The following is a 16,933-nucleotide window of genomic DNA, read 5'->3' on the forward strand; positions in this document are numbered from 1 at the left end:
TGTGCTTATCCTTAAAACGGAACGATGTTTCGTTAATTTTCTGCCTTCGGGCACGGTCCATTCTGGAGGTTATCGTGGACGTCAGACAAAGCATCCACAGCGCGCACGCCAAAACCCTCGACACGCAGGGGCTGCGCAGTGAATTTTTAGTTGAGCAGGTGTTTGAAGCCGATCGCTACACCATGGTCTACAGCCACATTGACCGCATTATTGTGGGCGGAATTATGCCGGTGACCAAAACTGTCTCCGTGGGTGGGGAAGTGGGTAAACAGCTCGGCGTGAGCTATTTCCTGGAACGGCGTGAACTGGGCGTGATTAACATTGGCGGGCCGGGCACCATTACGGTTGACGGCCAGTGCTACGAAATTGGTCACCGCGACGCGCTGTATGTCGGCAAGGGCGCGAAAGAGGTGGTTTTTGCCAGCGTCCACGGCAGCACGCCAGCGAAGTTTTACTACAACTGCGCCCCGGCTCACACCACCTGTCCTACCAAAAAAGTTACCCCGGCAGACGTAGCCCCGGTGACGCTGGGCGATAACCTCACCAGCAACCGTCGCACCATCAACAAATACTTCGTTCCGGATGTGCTGGAGACCTGCCAGCTCAGCATGGGGCTGACCGAGCTGGCGCCGGGCAACCTGTGGAACACCATGCCGTGCCATACCCACGAGCGCCGCATGGAGGTCTATTTCTACTTCAACATGGATGAGGATGCCTGCGTATTCCACATGATGGGGCAACCGCAGGAAACACGCCATATCGTGATGCATAACGAGCAGGCGGTTATCTCTCCAAGCTGGTCAATTCACTCCGGTGTGGGGACGAAGGCGTATACCTTCATCTGGGGAATGGTCGGTGAAAACCAGGTCTTTGATGACATGGACCACGTCGCGGTAAAAGATCTGCGCTAGTCGCGGGCAGTTAAGTATAAATCTGCCTGTTGCTGACAGGCATCGAAAGAGTAAGGAACAAACATGATTCTGGATGCATTCTCTCTGCAAGGTAAAGTGGCTGTGGTTTCCGGTTGTGACACCGGTCTGGGCCAGGGCATGGCGTTGGGGCTGGCAGAAGCGGGCTGCGATATCGTGGGCATCAACATCGTCGAGCCTACGGAAACCATCGAGCGCGTGACCGCGCTGGGCCGCCGTTTCCTGAGCCTGACCGCGGATCTGCGTAAAATCGACGCCATTCCTGACCTGCTGGATCGCGCCGTGGCGGAATTCGGTCATATCGATATTCTGGTCAATAATGCCGGGCTGATCCGCCGTGAAGACGCGATTAACTTCAGCGAGCGCGACTGGGACGACGTGATGAACCTGAATATCAAAAGCGTGTTCTTTATGTCTCAGGCGGCGGCGAAACACTTCATCGCTCAGGGGAACGGCGGCAAGATTATCAATATCGCTTCCATGCTCTCCTTCCAGGGGGGCATCCGGGTGCCGTCTTACACCGCGTCAAAAAGCGCAGTGATGGGGGTCACCCGTCTGCTGGCGAACGAATGGGCGAAGCACAATATCAACGTTAACGCCATTGCCCCGGGCTACATGGCGACCAACAACACCCAGCAGCTGCGTGCGGACGAGCAGCGTAGCGCGGAAATCCTTGACCGAATCCCGGCAGGGCGTTGGGGGCTGCCGGACGATCTGAAAGGACCTGTGGTGTTCCTGGCATCGAAGGCGTCGGACTACATCAACGGTTATACCGTAGCGGTTGATGGCGGCTGGCTGGCGCGTTAATTCGCGCTGACGAAAGAGCCTCTGCCTGCGGGTGGAGGTTTTTTTTGCTCAAAAATTGTCATTATCCATATCGACAAAGATGAAAAATCCATACAAAAAAAATCATAAATGACGCGCATCACAGTTTTATTACTTAAATATTAATCAATTAGTAAAATATGGCGATATTTCACCGCGAGTTGAAATTGTAATGTCCATCACAGATCGCCATGCCATAGCGAAATAATCCATATCTTCGCGAATTCCGGCCTGACACTTTTCTTCGCTATCTCGTAATTTCACTTAACGAATTTCTCTGTTCAGGCAGGAAACTATGACATCTATAAATGACTCTACCCTCATGCCCGCGGCGCTGCGCGATACTCGCCGCATGAACCAGTTTGTCTCCATTGCGGCGGCAGTGGCTGGCTTGTTATTTGGACTGGATATCGGCGTCATTGCTGGCGCATTACCGTTTATTACCGATCACTTTACGCTGAGCAGTCGCCTGCAGGAGTGGGTGGTGAGCAGCATGATGCTTGGCGCAGCCATCGGCGCGCTGTTCAACGGCTGGCTCTCGTTCCGTCTCGGGCGCAAATATAGCCTGATGGTTGGGGCAATTCTGTTTGTGGCTGGCTCCATTGGCTCTGCGTTCGCTACCAACGTGGAAGTGCTGCTGCTCTCCCGCGTCCTGCTGGGCGTGGCGGTCGGGATTGCCTCCTACACTGCGCCGCTGTATCTCTCGGAGATGGCGAGCGAGAACGTGCGCGGCAAGATGATCAGTATGTACCAGCTGATGGTCACGCTGGGTATCGTACTGGCGTTTCTGTCAGATACTTACTTCAGCTACAGCGGTAACTGGCGCGCCATGCTGGGCGTGCTGGCGCTGCCGGCGCTGTTGCTGATTGTGCTGGTGATTTTCCTGCCGAACAGCCCGCGCTGGCTGGCGCAGAAAGGTCGTCACGTGGAAGCGGAAGAGGTGCTGCGCATGCTGCGTGATACCTCAGAGAAAGCGCGTGAAGAGCTGAACGAGATCCGTGAAAGCCTGAAGCTGAAGCAGGGCGGCTGGTCGCTGTTTAAAGCCAACCGCAACGTGCGTCGCGCGGTGTTCCTTGGCATGCTGCTGCAGGCGATGCAGCAGTTCACCGGGATGAACATCATCATGTATTACGCGCCGCGTATCTTCAAAATGGCCGGATTCACCACCACCGAACAGCAGATGATTGCAACGCTGGTGGTCGGGCTGACCTTTATGTTTGCCACGTTTATCGCGGTATTTACCGTGGATAAAGCCGGTCGTAAACCGGCGCTGAAGATTGGCTTTAGCGTAATGGCGCTCGGTACGCTGATCCTCGGTTACTGTCTGATGCAGTTTGATAATGGCACCGCCTCGAGCGGTCTCTCCTGGCTCTCTGTCGGGATGACCATGATGTGTATCGCCGGATATGCCATGAGCGCCGCACCGGTGGTGTGGATCCTGTGCTCTGAAATTCAGCCGCTGAAGTGCCGCGACTTTGGCATCACCTGTTCCACCACCACCAACTGGGTGTCGAACATGATCATCGGCGCAACCTTCCTGACGCTGCTGGATGCCATTGGTGCAGCAGGAACGTTCTGGCTCTACACGGTACTGAACGTGGTGTTTATCGGGGTGACCTTCTGGCTGATTCCTGAAACCAAAGGCGTGACGCTGGAGCATATTGAACGCAAGCTGATGAGCGGGGAGAAATTACGTAATATTGGCGTGTAATGTTATTGCCCGGTGGCGCTTCGCTTACCGGGCCTACAATACCTTGTCGGCCCGGTAAGGCGTCGCCTTTTAACGCATCGCCCGCTTCAAAATACGCTCAGCCTGACGCTGGAAATCTGCAGCGGTCTCTTCCACCGATTTCTGACCATAGTCGATATACTGCAGCGAGGTGCCGAACTGCGCCACAATCTGCGGATCGTCAAAGTAAGGTGACACGCTGAGTTTTGCAGGCAGCGACTGCGCCAGACGCAGGCCTGCAACCGACGGGTCGTTTTCTTTAATGGTACCGGCTTCAGTCAGGTAATGAACCGCCACGTTGCTCAGTGGTACGCCACGCTCCAGGCCCAGCGTCTCCACGCCCTCTTTACTGTTCAGCAGGAAGTTAATCAGCTTTGCCGCCGCTTCCGGGTTTTTGGTCGATTTACCGATCGACAGCATCTGTGCCGGTTTGAAGAACAGGCCCGCATCCGTGGCACCCGGCAGCATCGGGTAACTGCCCAGCACCAGTTTTGCCGGTGGCTTGAGGTTATCGGAGTATTTATTGATGGTGGAGTTCCACATATAGGTGCCGCCCCATTCCCCCTGGATCCACGGCTTCATCTCATACATGTTGCTCTTGCCAAACGACGCATAGTATTTGGTGTCCGGCATCACATGGCTATCAATCAGTTTTTTGTAGGTCTGGAAGAACTCCACCCATTGCGCCTTGCTGTAGGTGAATTTTTTGGTTTTCTCGTCCACGGCAGGGATGTTGTATTTCTGAACCATGTAAGAATTCAGCAGCGCCAGCGTGTCCTGGTGTTCCAGTATGACAGGGTAATACTGCTTGCCGAGCTTGCTTTCGAAGGTTTTACCGGCGGCCATCAGTTCGTCCCAGGTTTTTGGGTAGTCCATGCCCGCTTTTTTCCACGTTTCGTCGTTAAAGTAGAAGACGCGCGCGGTCACGGAAATTGGGATCCCGTTCAGCTTGCCGTTGACCGTTGTGGACTGGAGCTCTTTGGCATCAAACTGGCTTAGATCTATCACGTCCTTCATTTTGTTCAGATCGTAAAAGCCGTCGCCGGTTTTCGAGAAGATCGGCAGCCAGTTCCAGTTGGTTTGCATCACATCCGGCTCTGTGCCGCCTGCGATCTGGGTGGTCAGACGGGAAAGATGGCCGTCCCAGCCGGTGTATTCCGCCTTAACGTTAATGTCCGGGTTCTGTTTATGGAACTCTTCTAACGCTTTCAGCGTCACCTGGTGACGGCCATTACCGCCCCACCAGGACATACGTAAATCGGTAGTTTGCGCCATCGATGGCAAAGCAGTAAGGCCCAGGGTCGCGGAGATTGCTGCGCTTAAAAGCACATTTTTCATTTTTCTTGCTCCATCAGAGAGAGAGGTTCAGTTCAGTTTTTGCGTCAAAAATATGGCACTTATTCATGTCGAAGCGGAAATAGACTTTTCGGTTAAGCCCTTTAGCGATCATCGGCTTAGCCTCTTCCGAAGGGATTCTGGCGGTCAGTTCGTTGTCTCCTACCTTCAGGTACACAAAGAATTCGTGGCCCATGTTCTCCACGCGCACCATTTCGCCGCTGCACCCATCCGGGAAAGGCGAGTCTGAGATCGACACAAATTCCGGACGCACGCCGTAGAACACGTCCTGACCGGCGTAAGCAGCGACTTTTTCCTGCGTTTGCGCATTGAGCGGCATGGTTTCATTGCCGAGGGTGATGTGCAGTTGCCCGGCTTTTTCCACCAACTGGCTTTTACGAATGTTCATCTCCGGTGCACCGATGAATCCTGCGACGAACATGTTGTTGGGCTTGTGGTAAAGATTATCCGGGGTATCGACCTGCATGATGTGGCCCAGCTTCATTACACAGATACGGTCGCCCATGGTCATCGCTTCGGTCTGGTCATGCGTGACGTAGACGGTGGTGGCCGGTTTACCGGACTGCTTCAGCTGCTTATGCAGATCTGAAATACGAATACGCATCGAGGCACGGAGCTTGGCATCAAGGTTTGACAGCGGTTCGTCAAAGAGAAACACGTCCGGCTTTTTCACAATCGCGCGGCCAACCGCGACGCGCTGGGCCTGTCCACCGGAAAGCTGACGCGGCAGGCGGTCAAGCAGCGACTCCAGCTCCAGGATTTTGGCCGCTTCGTTTACCTGCGACTCAATTTGCTCTTTCGGCAGTTTGCTCAGCTTAAGACCAAAGGCCAGATTTTCGCGCACCGTCATGTGCGGGTAGAGCGCGTAGTTCTGGAACACCATCGCAATGCCGCGCTCCTTCGGTGCGAGGTTGTTCACGATCTTATCGCCGATCCGCACTTCACCGCCGCTGATGGTTTCCAGCCCCGCCAGCATGCGAAGGGTGGTGGACTTGGCACAGCCGGATGGACCGACGATCACCATAAACTCCCCCTCGGCGATCTTCAGGTCGATAGCATGTACGGCTTTGAAGCCGTTGGAGTAAACCTTTTCCAGTTTATTGAAGACAACTTCAGCCATGATATTTCCCTCTTAACCTTTAATTCCGCTGCTGGAGACGCCCTGCACGAAGTAGCGTTGGGCCAGGAAGAACACAATGATGGATGGCAGAATGGAGATGCTCGCCATTGCCAGAATTTCGTTCCACGGCGCACCTTCGGTAACGTCGATGGACATTTTCAGCGCCAGTGCAATCGGGTATTTATCCACGCTGTAGACATAAATCAGCGGCCCGATAAAGTCATTCATTGACCACATGAACTGGAACAGGGCGACGGAGATAATGGCCGGTTTCAGGATCGGCACCACCACGTACCACAGCACCTGAAGGGAGTTACAGCCGTCGATTTGCGCCGCCTCTTCCATGTCACGCGGCACGCCGCGCAGGAACTGGATCAGCATAAAGACGAAGAACCCCTGCGTGGCGAAGGCCAGCGGCAGGTACAGTGGCATGTAGCTGTTCAACATGCCCATTTCACGGAACATCAGGTACTGCGGAATCAACAGCACGGTGCTGGGCAGCAGCATGGTGGTGATGAGCGTGGCGAACCAGAATTTTTTCCACGGGATCTCAAAGCGGGCAAAACCATACGCCACAATGGTGGAGGAGATAATGGTCAGGATCACTTTGGGGATCACATACTTAAAGGTGTTCAGCATGTAATGGCCGAAGGTGTACTCGGTCCCGGTCTTCCAGCCGTTGATAAATCCGTCCCAGGTGGCATGTGCTGGCCACAGGCTCAGGGTAGTGAAGATCTCGTGGTTCGGTTTGAACGACGCTGAGAACATCCACACCAGCGGGTAGAGCATCAGCAGGCCGACAAACAGCAGGATCGTATAACGAACGGTGGCGTTGATTTTCTCTCTGCGCTGCGTACGGGCAACCTCGCGTTCGGCGACGCTTCTTGCCGCGGAAAGGTGTTGAATATCAGCCATTTTTGCCTCCTTTATCGGCGGAGTAGAACACCCAGTATTTCGACGACTTAAAGGCGATACCGGCAAAGACGGCCACCACCAGGAACAGGAGCCACGCCAGCGCCGCGCCATAACCCATATCGAAATATTTAAACGCCGTGTCGTAGATGTAGAGCGAGAACAGATAGGTCGAGTAGGTTGGCCCGCCGCCGGTAATGACGTACGGCCCGGTAAATTCCTGGAATGCCTGAGTGGTTTGCATGATGAAGTTGAAGAAAATCACCGGCGTAATCAGCGGCACGGTCACTTTCATGAACATTTGCCATCTGGACGCGCCGTCGATCATTGCCGCTTCATACTGAGACTGCGGAACGTTTTGCAGCGCCGCCAGGAAGATGACCATCGCGGAGCCGAACTGCCAGACGCGCAGCAGGGTCACGGACATCAGCGCCAGAGAGGGCTCACCCAGCCAGTTCACCGGGTCGAAGCCAAATACGCCAATAAAGCTGTTCAGCAGACCATCTATCGCAAATAGGGCGCGCCACAAGACAGCAATCGCCACGGAGCTGCCGAGGATCGACGGAATATAGTAAGCGGTACGGAAAAAGCCGATCCCGCGTAATTTGAAGTTGAGAACAAACGCAATCCCTAATGCAAACGCGAGCTTCAGCGGAATGGTCAAAAATACATACGCGAACGTGACACCCATTGATGTCCAGAAGAGCGTGTCTTCGGTAAACATATAGCGATAGTTTTCGATGCCGTTAAACACCGGTGGGCTCATCAAATCGTAATCCGTAAAACTGAGGAAAAACGATGAGACGAAGGGGAAAGCCGTAAAGAGTATCAACCCAATAATGTAGGGTGATATCCATGCGAGCCCCAGCAGCTTGTTTTCATTCATACAGACCTACCTGGCAATCAGTGGGTGAAATGACGGTATGAGTTTCAGGTCATCCGAACCGTAGTTTTCGAATAATAAAACAGTGTTTTATTTTATATTATGGCTATTTTTTCCCGCGTCATTCGCTTAATGATGGAAATGTGATCAGCATCGAAACGCTGTTTCAATAAAGTGAGGAGGGTGGCATTTTGCCGCTATTTCTGGCGATCAAGGCAGGTCTTGCATGTAAGCAGAAAGAAAAGCGGATGATTAATAACAATAATACCGGAAAGGTACTAACTACCAACTTTGATAGCCAGTACACAGATAGATCAATATCGCGTTCAGATTATTCTTACTTTCTTGTATCATCGGACCACCTGAACTCACGAGGCAGAAATTACCTGCACTCTTAACAGAAGAACGTCTATGTCAGCGATGGATTTCAAAAAAAACACGGACCTCGATTTTCCTTCTTATGCCACCCCGGCTGTCAGCACTAAAGAAATCGACCTTTTGGGGCTGTTAGACATCCTGCTTGCCGCCAAAAAGCGCATCATTGCTATTGCGTTCGCGTTTGCGCTGGCCGGACTGGCGATTGCCTTTTTACTGCCGCAGAAATGGACCAGTAAAGCGGTGATCACGCCTGCCGAACAGACGCAGTGGAACCCGCTGCGCCAGATGATGGTGGCACTACAGGTTCTGGATGTGGACGTAAAAGTGTCCCGTGATGAAGTGTTTGGACTGTTTATCAAAAAGTTTCAGTCGCAGTCATTGCTTGAAGAGTATATGAAATCCTCCCCTTACGTTATGTCACAGCTTGAGGGGACAAACGTGGATCCGCTGGAGCTGCATCGTGCGGTGGTCAATATCTCTGAGAAGATGAAAGCGATTGATAACACTCAGGTAAAAGACGCAGATAAAGCGCCTTACGTCTCCTGGACGCTCAGCTTCACCGCCCCCACGGCGGGAGATGCGCAAACCGTTCTGGAAGGGTATATCAAGTATATTGCCGCGATTGTCGAGCAAGAGATCATGCTGAATATCCGTAACCAGCTCGCCCTGAAAACGAAGGTGGTAGAGCAGCAGCTGGATCTGGATCGGGTGCGTCTGACCAATATTCACAACACCAATCTGCAGCGTCTTAACTATTCGCTGGAAGTGGCTAACGCGGCGGGTATTAAGAAACCTGTCTACAGCAACGGACAGGCCGTAAAAGACGATCCGGATTACTCCGTTGCCCTGGGCGCTGACGGTATCGCGCAGAAATTGCAGATTGAGAAAAATCTTAAGGATGTGTCTGAGCTGAATGCAGACTTCCAGAACCGTGAATATTATCTGGCGCAGCTGAAAAAACTCTCCGTTGAAGACGTTAAACTGGAACCCTTCAAGTATCAGCTTTCACCTTCCATGCCGGTGAAAAAAGATGGCCCGGGGAAAGCGCTGATTGTCATGCTGGCGGGGATTCTGGGTGGGCTGTTCGCCTGCGGTAGCGTACTGCTTCGTGAAGCGATGCTTAGCCGTAACCCGCTGCCAGAGCCGGTAGCGGAATAACTGACGCAGAGAAAAAGGGCGCTGAAATCAGCGCCCTTTTTTATTGCAGAAAATCTTCCCGTACGGGGGTAAAGGTATCCAGCAGGGTGCCGGGTTGAAGACATACGCAGCCGTGCATGACATGCGGCGCTTTGTAGAGCGTATCGCCGGCCCTGACAATATGCTTCTCTTCACCAATGGTGAATTCGAACTCACCGGACAGCACATAGGTTAGCTGTTCATGCGGATGGCTATGCATCGGGCCAATAGCGCCCTGGGCGAAATTCACTTCAACCGCCATCATCTTACCGCTGTGGGCCAGGATCCGACGGGTTACGCCGTTACCCAGATCGTCAAGCGTGGTCTCGTTGTGGAAAATAAACATGCCTTCCCTCATTATAAAATGAAATATTGTTTCATTTAATTTACATCACCTCTTTTTAAAAAGAAACGGCGCGACAAAGAACTGGAAACGCGATCACAAGTTTGCTTCACTGAGATAAACAGAGAAGGAGGGATAATGAAAACAATCGGCCTGCTGGGTGGCATGAGCTGGGAATCGACCATTCCCTACTATCGTTTAATTAATGAAGGGGTGAAGCAGCGCCTCGGAGGACTGCATTCTGCCAGTTTGCTGCTGCACAGCGTGGATTTCCATGAGATTGAAGCGTGCCAGTCGAGCGGTGAATGGGACAAAGCCGGAGAGATACTGGCGCAGGCGGCACTCGGGCTTCAGCGTGCCGGTGCCGAAGGGATTTTGCTCTGTACCAACACGATGCATAAAGTTGCTTCGCACATTGAAGCGCGTTGCCCGCTGCCGTTTTTGCATATTGCGGATGCGACCGGGCGCGCGATTGGCGCGGCGGGGATGCGTCGCGTGGCGCTACTGGGAACGCGCTACACCATGGAGCAGGATTTTTACCGTGGCCGGTTGAGCAGTGAGTTCGGTATCGAAAGCCTGATCCCGGATGACGCCGACCGGGTGCGCATTAATAAGATTATTTTTGATGAGCTTTGCCTCGGCACCTTCAGTGAGTCTTCCCAGACGTATTACGTCAGCGTGATTGAACAACTTGCCCGGCAGGGGGCTGAAGGGGTGATCTTCGGCTGTACCGAGATCGGCCTGCTGGTACCGGCTGAGCGAAGCCCGATCCCGGTATTCGACACTGCCGCCATTCACGCCGCTGATGCGGTGGAGTTTATGCTGTCATAACGGATTTTGCCGGTCAGGTAAGCGAAGCGCCACCTCACGCGCATGCTCAACTAAATGCCCGGTAAAGGCATCAACCAGTGCCGACGCCGGGCGATGCAGGGGGCGGATCAGGCTGACGGTAAACGGGACGGAGAGGCTAAACGGGCGAATCACAATCTCGCTCCCGGCGTAGTCCAGCGCTGTAAGCGGGTTAACCACGGCTACGCCTACCCCGGCACGTACCATTGCGCATATTGAGGCCGCGCTGTGTGTTTCTACTACCATCCGGCGTTTTACCTGATGTTCGGCAAACAGCGTGTCCAGCAGTTGTCGATAGCTGTCGGTCTGCGACAGGCTAATGTAATTTTCCCCGTGGAAATCAGCGGGGGTCAGCATTGCTTTACTGGCAAGCCGGTGCCCGGCAGGAAGCACGCAAACCTCATCCAGCGTGAGCAGTTCCGTGCGCTCCGTACCTGCAGGGGTGGTGAGGGTTTCGGTTAACCCCAGGTCGTGACGCTGCGCTGAAAGCCACTCTTCCAGCAGCGGAGATTCCTGCGGCACGATAGTGAGACTGACCTCCGGATAGCGGGCCAGAAAAGGCTGCAGCAGCGTCGGTAAAAAGGATTGTGAAAAGACGGGCAGGCAGACAATCGACAGTTCGCCCTGACGAAACTCGCGCAGGCTTTCCGCCGCACTGACAATTCTGTCCAGCCCATACCACGAGCGCTGCACTTCCTCGAACAGACGCAGCCCTTGTACCGTTGGGTGCAGCCGGCCCCGGGTGCGTTCAAACAGTTTCAGTCCCAGCACTTTCTCGAACCGTGCCAGCTCGCGGCTTACCGTAGGCTGCGAGGTGTGCAGCATCTGCGCGGCTTCGGTGAGGTTGCCGGCGGTCATCACGGCGTGAAAAATCTCAATATGGCGTAAGTTGACGGCGGGCATAGGGCACCTGAAAGCGAAGGACTGTCCATATCATTTTTGCATAGACTCGCGATAAAACGATATTTTTTATTCTCTTTCTGCTGTGGCGTAATCATAAAAAAGATGACCACCCGGAGAAGACCATGCCACGCCCGCTTAACCAGACTGACACCGATTTAAATGCCGATAACCTGCTGCGCCTGCCTGCCGAGTTTGGCTGCCCGGTATGGGTCTACGATGCGCAAATCGTTCGCGAGAAGATTGCTGCGCTGCATCAGTTTGACGTGGTGCGTTTTGCCCAGAAGGCGTGCTCCAATATCCATATCCTGCGCCTGATGCGCGAGCAGGGCGTGAAGGTTGACTCCGTGTCGCTGGGTGAAATCGAGCGCGCGCTGGCGGCTGGCTTCGATCCTAAAACCGATCCTGACGCAATTGTCTTTACTGCGGATCTGATCGACGACGCGACGCTTGCCCGCGTGCATGAACTGCAGATCCCGGTTAATGCCGGGTCTGTGGATATGCTGGAACAGCTTGGACAGGTTTCTCCCGGCCACCGCGTCTGGCTACGTGTGAACCCCGGTTTTGGCCATGGTCACAGCCAGAAAACCAACACTGGCGGTGAAAACAGTAAACACGGCATCTGGTATGCCGATATGCCCGCCGCCCTTGAGGTATTACAGCGTTACAACCTGAAGCTGGTGGGCATTCATATGCACATTGGTTCGGGCGTGGATTACGGTCACCTGGAACAGGTGTGCGGCGCGATGGTGCGTCAGGTTATCGACTTCGGGCAGGATCTGGAGGCGATCTCCGCCGGTGGCGGCCTTTCGATTCCTTATCGTGAAGGGGAAGAGGCGATCGATACCGATCACTATTACGGCCTGTGGAGCGCCGCCCGGGACAAAGTTGCCGCGCATGTCGGGCATCCGGTGAAGCTCGAAATTGAACCGGGTCGTTTCCTGGTGGCGGAATCTGGCGTGCTGGTTGCTCAGGTGCGTAGCGTGAAAGAGATGGGATCGCGCCACTTCGTACTGATTGATGCGGGCTTCAATGACCTGATGCGTCCGTCCATGTATGGCAGCTACCACCATATTTCAGCGCTCGCCGCCGATGGCCGCGATTTAACCGACGCCCCACGTATTGATACGGTTGTCGCAGGCCCGCTGTGTGAATCGGGCGATGTCTTTACCCAGCAGGAAGGGGGTAAAGTAGAAACCCGCGCGCTGCCGGAGGTGAAACCCGGGGATTATCTGGTGCTGCACGATACCGGCGCTTATGGGGCGTCGATGTCTTCTAACTACAATAGCCGCCCGCTGCTGCCGGAAGTGCTGTTTGATAACGGCAAGGCGCGGCTGATCCGTCGCCGCCAGACCATTCAGGAGCTGCTGGCGCTGGAACTCGTCTGAGTAAAATATGGCCCCGTGGTTACCGAGTCGCGTAGTACCAGCGTACCGGTAAACGGCGGGATCGCTTCTACCGGCTGGTTTTTTGCCAGCCGGATCGCCTGGTCGATGGCCGTGACAATCATATTATCTATCGGCAGATAGACCGATGAGAGCGCAGGCTCCAGCCATTTTGCGCTGGGCGCATCGTCAAAGCCAAACAGTGAAATATCCTGCGGGATCTTCAGCCCTGCCTGGTGCAAGGCTTTGGAGGCTCCCAGCGCCATATCATCGTTACAGGCAAACAGGGCGCTAAACGGCACACCGTCGGCAATCAACTCCCTGCACAGTTCATACCCCCGCGTCATGCCCGCATCGCCGTACTTAATCCGGCGCTCATCCAGACGAATGCCGTGCTTTTCCAGCGCTTTACGGTAGCCCATCAGGCGGGCTTTACCGGTAGGGGTGTGGATAGGGACGGTAATACAGGCGATCTCCCGGTGGCCCTGGTTTATCAGGTAATCCACGGCCTTAAAGGCGGCATCCTGCTGTTCGAAGAAGACGCAGCGATCGGGAGCTTGGCTGACTTCCCGGTTGATGACCACCAGCGGGGTTTGCACGGAGTGGATCAACTTCATGATCGCTTTTTCGCTCATGTACCGCGTGTAGAGCACAATGGCGTCACACTTGCGATCGGCCAGCATCTGTACCGCCTGTTCTTCCTGTTCCGGCGCGTCATGACCGTCGGTGACGATCAGCTGCTTCCCGTGCGTTTCGGTCTGCCGGGAGGCCTGCTGAAGGAGGCGGCCAAAGTAAAAGCCATCGAAGGTTGAGACCACCAGACCAATGCTGTTGCTGGTCTGGTTAGCCAGCGAACGCGCGAGAAAATTCGGGCGATACCCCAGCTCTTCCATTGCCGCGAACACCTGCTGACGCGTGCTCTCTTTGACCTGACCTGTGCCGTTCAGCACGCGCGATACCGTGGCTTTTGATACACCTGCGCGCAGTGAGACATCCAGCATTGTTGCCATTAGACATTCCTGATTCCACGTAACGATCTGCAGTTTAACACAGACCATCCGGCGCATAAGCGACGCGGGAAGGGCAAAACGCCCATCACGATCACGCTTTTCAGTAACGATCTGTCAGAACCGAAGAAATGGCTGCAATTGGTATACCAAATTGGTCATAAATCACGATCTGGAATACCGCTGGTGGTGTTGAGAGCTTAATCACAGAACCATTACCCTCATAAAGCTATTTTTGGTATGCCAATAGTATCCGGCTGTACACCTTATTCAATAAAAGCCCTTTTACTGAGGTAATACCCTATGGCATTGCAGGAAAAACTGATCGACGCTCTGGGCAGTTTCGCCACTAAATTCAACAGTTATCGCTATATCATGGCGATCAAGTCAGCCTTCATTACCTTAATGCCGGTCATCATCGTTGGGGCGTTCTCTGTGCTGATCTCCAATATGGTGCTGGATCCGAAAAACGGCCTGGCGAGCTTCTCGTCGCTGTCGTTCCTCGCCGCGCTAAAGCCGATCACCAGCGCGCTGAATTACGCCACGCTGAACTTCCTCAACATTGGCGCGGTATTCCTGATTGGCATTGAGCTGGGGCGCATCAACGGTATCAAATCCCTTTTCCCGGGGCTGCTGGCGGTGATCTGCTTTATTTGCGTGACGCCCACCACCGTGGAGATGCTGGTGGATGGCGAAATGCACGTGGTGAAAGATGTACTGCTGCGCCAGTTCTCAGATACCCGCAGCCTGTTCCTCGGCATGTTTATCGCCATTCTGTCCGTTGAAATCTACTGCTGGCTGGAGAACCGCCCGGGGCTGAAGATCCGAATGCCGGACACCGTGCCGCCTAACGTGGCCGCGTCGTTCTCCGCGCTGATCCCGGCGATTATTACCACCACTGCCATTGCCACGCTGGGGTTTGTGTTTCATCAGATCACCGGGATGTATCTCTACGACGCGGTGTATCAGGTGGTGCAACAGCCGCTGGAGCGGGTGGTGCAAAGTCTGCCTGGGATCCTGCTGCTGATGTTCGTTGCACAGCTTTTCTGGGTGATTGGTATCCACGGCAACCAGATGATCAAGCCGATCCGCGAGCCGCTGCTGCTGGGGGCGATCACCGTCAACATGAGTGCGTTTGAGCAGGGTAAAGAGGTGCCGAACATCATCACCATGCCGTTCTGGGATGTGTATATGAGCATCGGCGGTTCGGGCCTGACTATCGGCCTGCTGATCGCGGTGATGATTGCCACCAAACGCAAGGAGATGAAAGAGATCGCCAAGCTTTCCATCGGCCCGGGGATTTTTAATATCAACGAGCCGGTGATCTTCGGTATGCCAATCATGCTTAACCCGATCCTCGCCATTCCCTTCATTATCACTCCACTGGTGACGGGCTCCATCGGCTACTTCGCCACCGTGACCGGGTTTGCCGGTAAAGCGGTGGTGATGGTGCCGTGGACGACGCCGCCGCTGATCAACGCATGGCTCTCTACGGCAGGTTCGATGGGGGCGGTGATCACCCAGCTAATCTGCATTGTGACGGCGGTGATTATCTATCTGCCGTTTGTGAAAATCGCTTCACGCCGCGCAGAGCAGGCCGCGCTGCAGCAGGCCACTGACAACCCGTGAGGATGCGATGAGCACAAAACAGATAGCCATACCGCAGGATTTTATTCTCGGCGCGGCCGCATCGGCCTGGCAGACCGAAGGCTGGAGCGGTAAAAAGCCGGGGCAGGATTCATGGATCGATCTCTGGTACAAGAATGACCGTCACGTCTGGCACAACGGCTATGGCCCGGCGGTGGCGACCGATTTTATCAACCGTTTTCGCGAGGATGTGGCCCTGATGAAGCAGGCGGGGCTGACGCACTACCGCACCTCGATCAACTGGTCACGCTTTTTAACCGACTATGAAAACGCGACGGTGGATGAAGAGTACGCTGCCTACTACGACGCGCTGTTCGATGAGATGCACCGTCAGGGCATTGAGCCGATGATCTGCCTCGAACATTACGAACTGCCGGGCGTGCTGCTGGATACCTACGGCGGCTGGGCGTCAAAGCATGTGGTTGAGCTGTTTGTCCGCTATGCGGAAAAGGTCTTTGCACGCTACCACGGTAAAGTGACCCGCTGGTTTACCTTCAACGAGCCGATTGTCGTCCAGACCCGCGTGTATCTGGACGCGCTGCGTTGGCCGTATGAGCAGAACACCGGCACGTGGATGCAGTGGAATCACCATAAGGTGCTGGCGACGGCAAAGGTGGTGAAGCTGTTTCGCGAGAAAGGCTATCGCGGTTCTGTGGGCTGTATTCTCAACCCGGAGGTGACCTATCCCCGCTCCTGCGCCCCGCATGACCTGCGGGCCGCTGAGATGTATGACCTGTTCTACAACCGTGTCTTCCTCGACCCCCTGGTGCACGGGCGCTATCCCGCAGAGCTTTTTACCCTGCTGGAGCAGCATCAGGTTGAGTGGGAGTACACCGCGGACGAGCTGGCGCTGATTGCGGATAACACCGTCGACGAACTGGGGATTAACCTCTACTACCCGCACCGTGTGAAGGCACCTTCCCGCGCCTGGCATCCGGACACGCCATTCCACCCGGCATACTACTACGAGCCGTTTGAACTGCCGGGGCGGCGCATGAACCGTTCCCGCGGCTGGGAGATCTACCCGCGCATTATTTACGACATGGCGATGCGGATTAAAAAAGACTATCGCAATATCGACTGGTTCGTGGCGGAAAGCGGAATGGGAGTGGAAAACGAAGCGCAATTTCGCAATCGCGATGGGATTATCGACGACACTTACCGCATCGATTTCATCAGCGAACACCTCTACTACACGCTGCTGGCGCGGGAGGAGGGGGCGAACTGCCATGGCTATATGCTGTGGGCATTTACCGACAACGTCTCGCCGATGAACGCGTTTAAAAACCGCTACGGGTTGATTGAGATCGATCTGGATAACCAGCGTGCCAGACGAGCAAAAAAATCAGCCTCCTGGTTCCGGCAGCTACGCGATACGCGGAGGCTCACGCTTCAGGTTGATGATGAATGGAAGTAGGCGAAAAGCATGCCGGTTCTGGTAAAATAGCGCACAAACTGGCCGGGAGGACGCCCGGTCTGCGCATTAACTGAAAA

The 16,933-nt window shown here is 54.5% G+C and carries 15 protein-coding genes; 8 read left to right on the top strand and 7 right to left on the bottom strand.

Annotation, left to right across the window (positions count from 1 at the left end; genetic code table 11):
* Positions 1-74 precede the first annotated feature (74 nt).
* The 3 genes from kduI (at position 75) to APU11_RS22980 (ending at position 3,465) form a co-directional block, all read left to right on the top strand.
* A complete protein-coding gene (kduI, locus tag APU11_RS22970) occupies positions 75-911 on the top strand; it encodes a 5-dehydro-4-deoxy-D-glucuronate isomerase (RefSeq protein WP_038983881.1) in 837 nt (278 codons plus the stop codon).
* 63 nt (positions 912-974) lie between these two features.
* Positions 975-1,736, top strand: coding sequence for a 2-dehydro-3-deoxy-D-gluconate 5-dehydrogenase KduD (gene kduD / locus APU11_RS22975; RefSeq protein WP_013098575.1), 762 nt, complete (start codon positions 975-977; stop codon positions 1,734-1,736).
* A 295-nt stretch (positions 1,737-2,031) separates the two neighbouring features.
* On the top strand, positions 2,032-3,465 hold the full coding sequence (locus APU11_RS22980; RefSeq protein ID WP_286012102.1) for a sugar porter family MFS transporter: 1,434 nt from the start codon (positions 2,032-2,034) through the stop codon (positions 3,463-3,465).
* A 69-nt stretch (positions 3,466-3,534) separates the two neighbouring features.
* Here the strand turns inward: APU11_RS22980 and APU11_RS22985 are convergent, their stop codons facing one another.
* Genes APU11_RS22985 through APU11_RS23000 form a run of 4 tightly spaced genes read right to left on the bottom strand, consistent with a single transcriptional unit; the run spans position 3,535 to position 7,757 of the window.
* Positions 3,535-4,821 (bottom strand): ABC transporter substrate-binding protein, encoded by a 1,287-nt coding sequence (locus tag APU11_RS22985; protein WP_058650436.1) that lies wholly within the window; start codon positions 4,819-4,821, stop codon positions 3,535-3,537.
* A gap of 13 nt (positions 4,822-4,834) precedes the next feature.
* On the bottom strand, positions 4,835-5,959 hold the full coding sequence (locus APU11_RS22990; RefSeq protein ID WP_038983877.1) for an ABC transporter ATP-binding protein: 1,125 nt from the start codon (positions 5,957-5,959) through the stop codon (positions 4,835-4,837).
* Between the two features lie 12 nt (positions 5,960-5,971).
* Complete coding sequence (locus APU11_RS22995; RefSeq protein WP_023620436.1) at positions 5,972-6,874, bottom strand: carbohydrate ABC transporter permease; 903 nt, start codon at positions 6,872-6,874, stop codon at positions 5,972-5,974.
* Entirely contained in the window at positions 6,867-7,757 is an 891-nt protein-coding gene (locus APU11_RS23000) for a sugar ABC transporter permease (RefSeq protein ID WP_058650437.1), read from the bottom strand. Before APU11_RS23000 ends, APU11_RS22995 begins: the two co-directional genes overlap by 8 nt.
* Before the next feature lie 408 nt (positions 7,758-8,165).
* Between APU11_RS23000 and wzz(fepE) the strand changes: the two genes are divergently transcribed.
* A complete protein-coding gene (gene wzz(fepE), locus APU11_RS23005; RefSeq protein WP_013098569.1) occupies positions 8,166-9,290 on the top strand; it encodes an LPS O-antigen length regulator Wzz(fepE) in 1,125 nt (374 codons plus the stop codon).
* A gap of 40 nt (positions 9,291-9,330) precedes the next feature.
* On the opposite strand, the gene APU11_RS23010 is transcribed toward wzz(fepE), so the two are convergent.
* Positions 9,331-9,654, bottom strand: a complete 324-nt coding sequence (locus tag APU11_RS23010) for a cupin domain-containing protein (RefSeq protein WP_013098568.1) — start codon at positions 9,652-9,654, stop codon at positions 9,331-9,333.
* Between the two features lie 135 nt (positions 9,655-9,789).
* Here APU11_RS23010 and APU11_RS23015 point away from each other — a divergent pair, with 135 nt between their 5' ends.
* Positions 9,790-10,482, top strand: coding sequence for an aspartate/glutamate racemase (locus APU11_RS23015; RefSeq protein WP_058650438.1), 693 nt, complete (start codon positions 9,790-9,792; stop codon positions 10,480-10,482).
* On the opposite strand, the gene APU11_RS23020 is transcribed toward APU11_RS23015, so the two are convergent.
* Positions 10,477-11,403, bottom strand: coding sequence for a LysR family transcriptional regulator (locus APU11_RS23020; protein WP_058650439.1), 927 nt, complete (start codon positions 11,401-11,403; stop codon positions 10,477-10,479). The genes APU11_RS23015 and APU11_RS23020 overlap by 6 nt on opposite strands.
* A 122-nt stretch (positions 11,404-11,525) precedes the next feature.
* Here APU11_RS23020 and lysA point away from each other — a divergent pair, with 122 nt between their 5' ends.
* Complete coding sequence (gene lysA, locus APU11_RS23025; RefSeq protein WP_040021662.1) at positions 11,526-12,788, top strand: diaminopimelate decarboxylase; 1,263 nt, start codon at positions 11,526-11,528, stop codon at positions 12,786-12,788.
* Here the strand turns inward: lysA and APU11_RS23030 are convergent.
* Positions 12,758-13,795, bottom strand: coding sequence for a LacI family DNA-binding transcriptional regulator (locus APU11_RS23030; protein ID WP_023620433.1), 1,038 nt, complete (start codon positions 13,793-13,795; stop codon positions 12,758-12,760). The genes lysA and APU11_RS23030 overlap by 31 nt on opposite strands.
* Positions 13,796-14,095: 300 nt before the next feature.
* Between APU11_RS23030 and APU11_RS23035 the strand changes: the two genes are divergently transcribed.
* A complete protein-coding gene (locus APU11_RS23035) occupies positions 14,096-15,421 on the top strand; it encodes a PTS transporter subunit EIIC (protein WP_013098563.1) in 1,326 nt (441 codons plus the stop codon).
* A gap of 7 nt (positions 15,422-15,428) precedes the next feature.
* Positions 15,429-16,856, top strand: a complete 1,428-nt coding sequence (locus tag APU11_RS23040) for a glycoside hydrolase family 1 protein (RefSeq protein ID WP_038983864.1) — start codon at positions 15,429-15,431, stop codon at positions 16,854-16,856.
* The last annotated feature ends 77 nt before the right edge of the window (positions 16,857-16,933 follow it).

It is taken from the genome of Enterobacter sp. 50793107, from assembly GCF_001463365.1.
Lineage (GTDB): Bacteria > Pseudomonadota > Gammaproteobacteria > Enterobacterales > Enterobacteriaceae > Enterobacter > Enterobacter cloacae.

Coding starts and splice junctions, on each gene's coding strand:
- kduD (WP_013098575.1), top strand. CDS start 975: ATGATTCTGGATGCATTCTCTCTGCAAGGTAAAGTGGCTGTGGTTTCC.
- APU11_RS22985 (WP_058650436.1), bottom strand. CDS start 4,821: ATGAAAAATGTGCTTTTAAGCGCAGCAATCTCCGCGACCCTGGGCCTT.
- APU11_RS22990 (WP_038983877.1), bottom strand. CDS start 5,959: ATGGCTGAAGTTGTCTTCAATAAACTGGAAAAGGTTTACTCCAACGGC.
- APU11_RS22995 (WP_023620436.1), bottom strand. CDS start 6,874: ATGGCTGATATTCAACACCTTTCCGCGGCAAGAAGCGTCGCCGAACGC.
- APU11_RS23000 (WP_058650437.1), bottom strand. CDS start 7,757: ATGAATGAAAACAAGCTGCTGGGGCTCGCATGGATATCACCCTACATT.
- APU11_RS23010 (WP_013098568.1), bottom strand. CDS start 9,654: ATGTTTATTTTCCACAACGAGACCACGCTTGACGATCTGGGTAACGGC.
- APU11_RS23015 (WP_058650438.1), top strand. CDS start 9,790: ATGAAAACAATCGGCCTGCTGGGTGGCATGAGCTGGGAATCGACCATT.
- APU11_RS23020 (WP_058650439.1), bottom strand. CDS start 11,403: ATGCCCGCCGTCAACTTACGCCATATTGAGATTTTTCACGCCGTGATG.
- lysA (WP_040021662.1), top strand. CDS start 11,526: ATGCCACGCCCGCTTAACCAGACTGACACCGATTTAAATGCCGATAAC.
- APU11_RS23030 (WP_023620433.1), bottom strand. CDS start 13,795: ATGGCAACAATGCTGGATGTCTCACTGCGCGCAGGTGTATCAAAAGCC.
- APU11_RS23035 (WP_013098563.1), top strand. CDS start 14,096: ATGGCATTGCAGGAAAAACTGATCGACGCTCTGGGCAGTTTCGCCACT.
- APU11_RS23040 (WP_038983864.1), top strand. CDS start 15,429: ATGAGCACAAAACAGATAGCCATACCGCAGGATTTTATTCTCGGCGCG.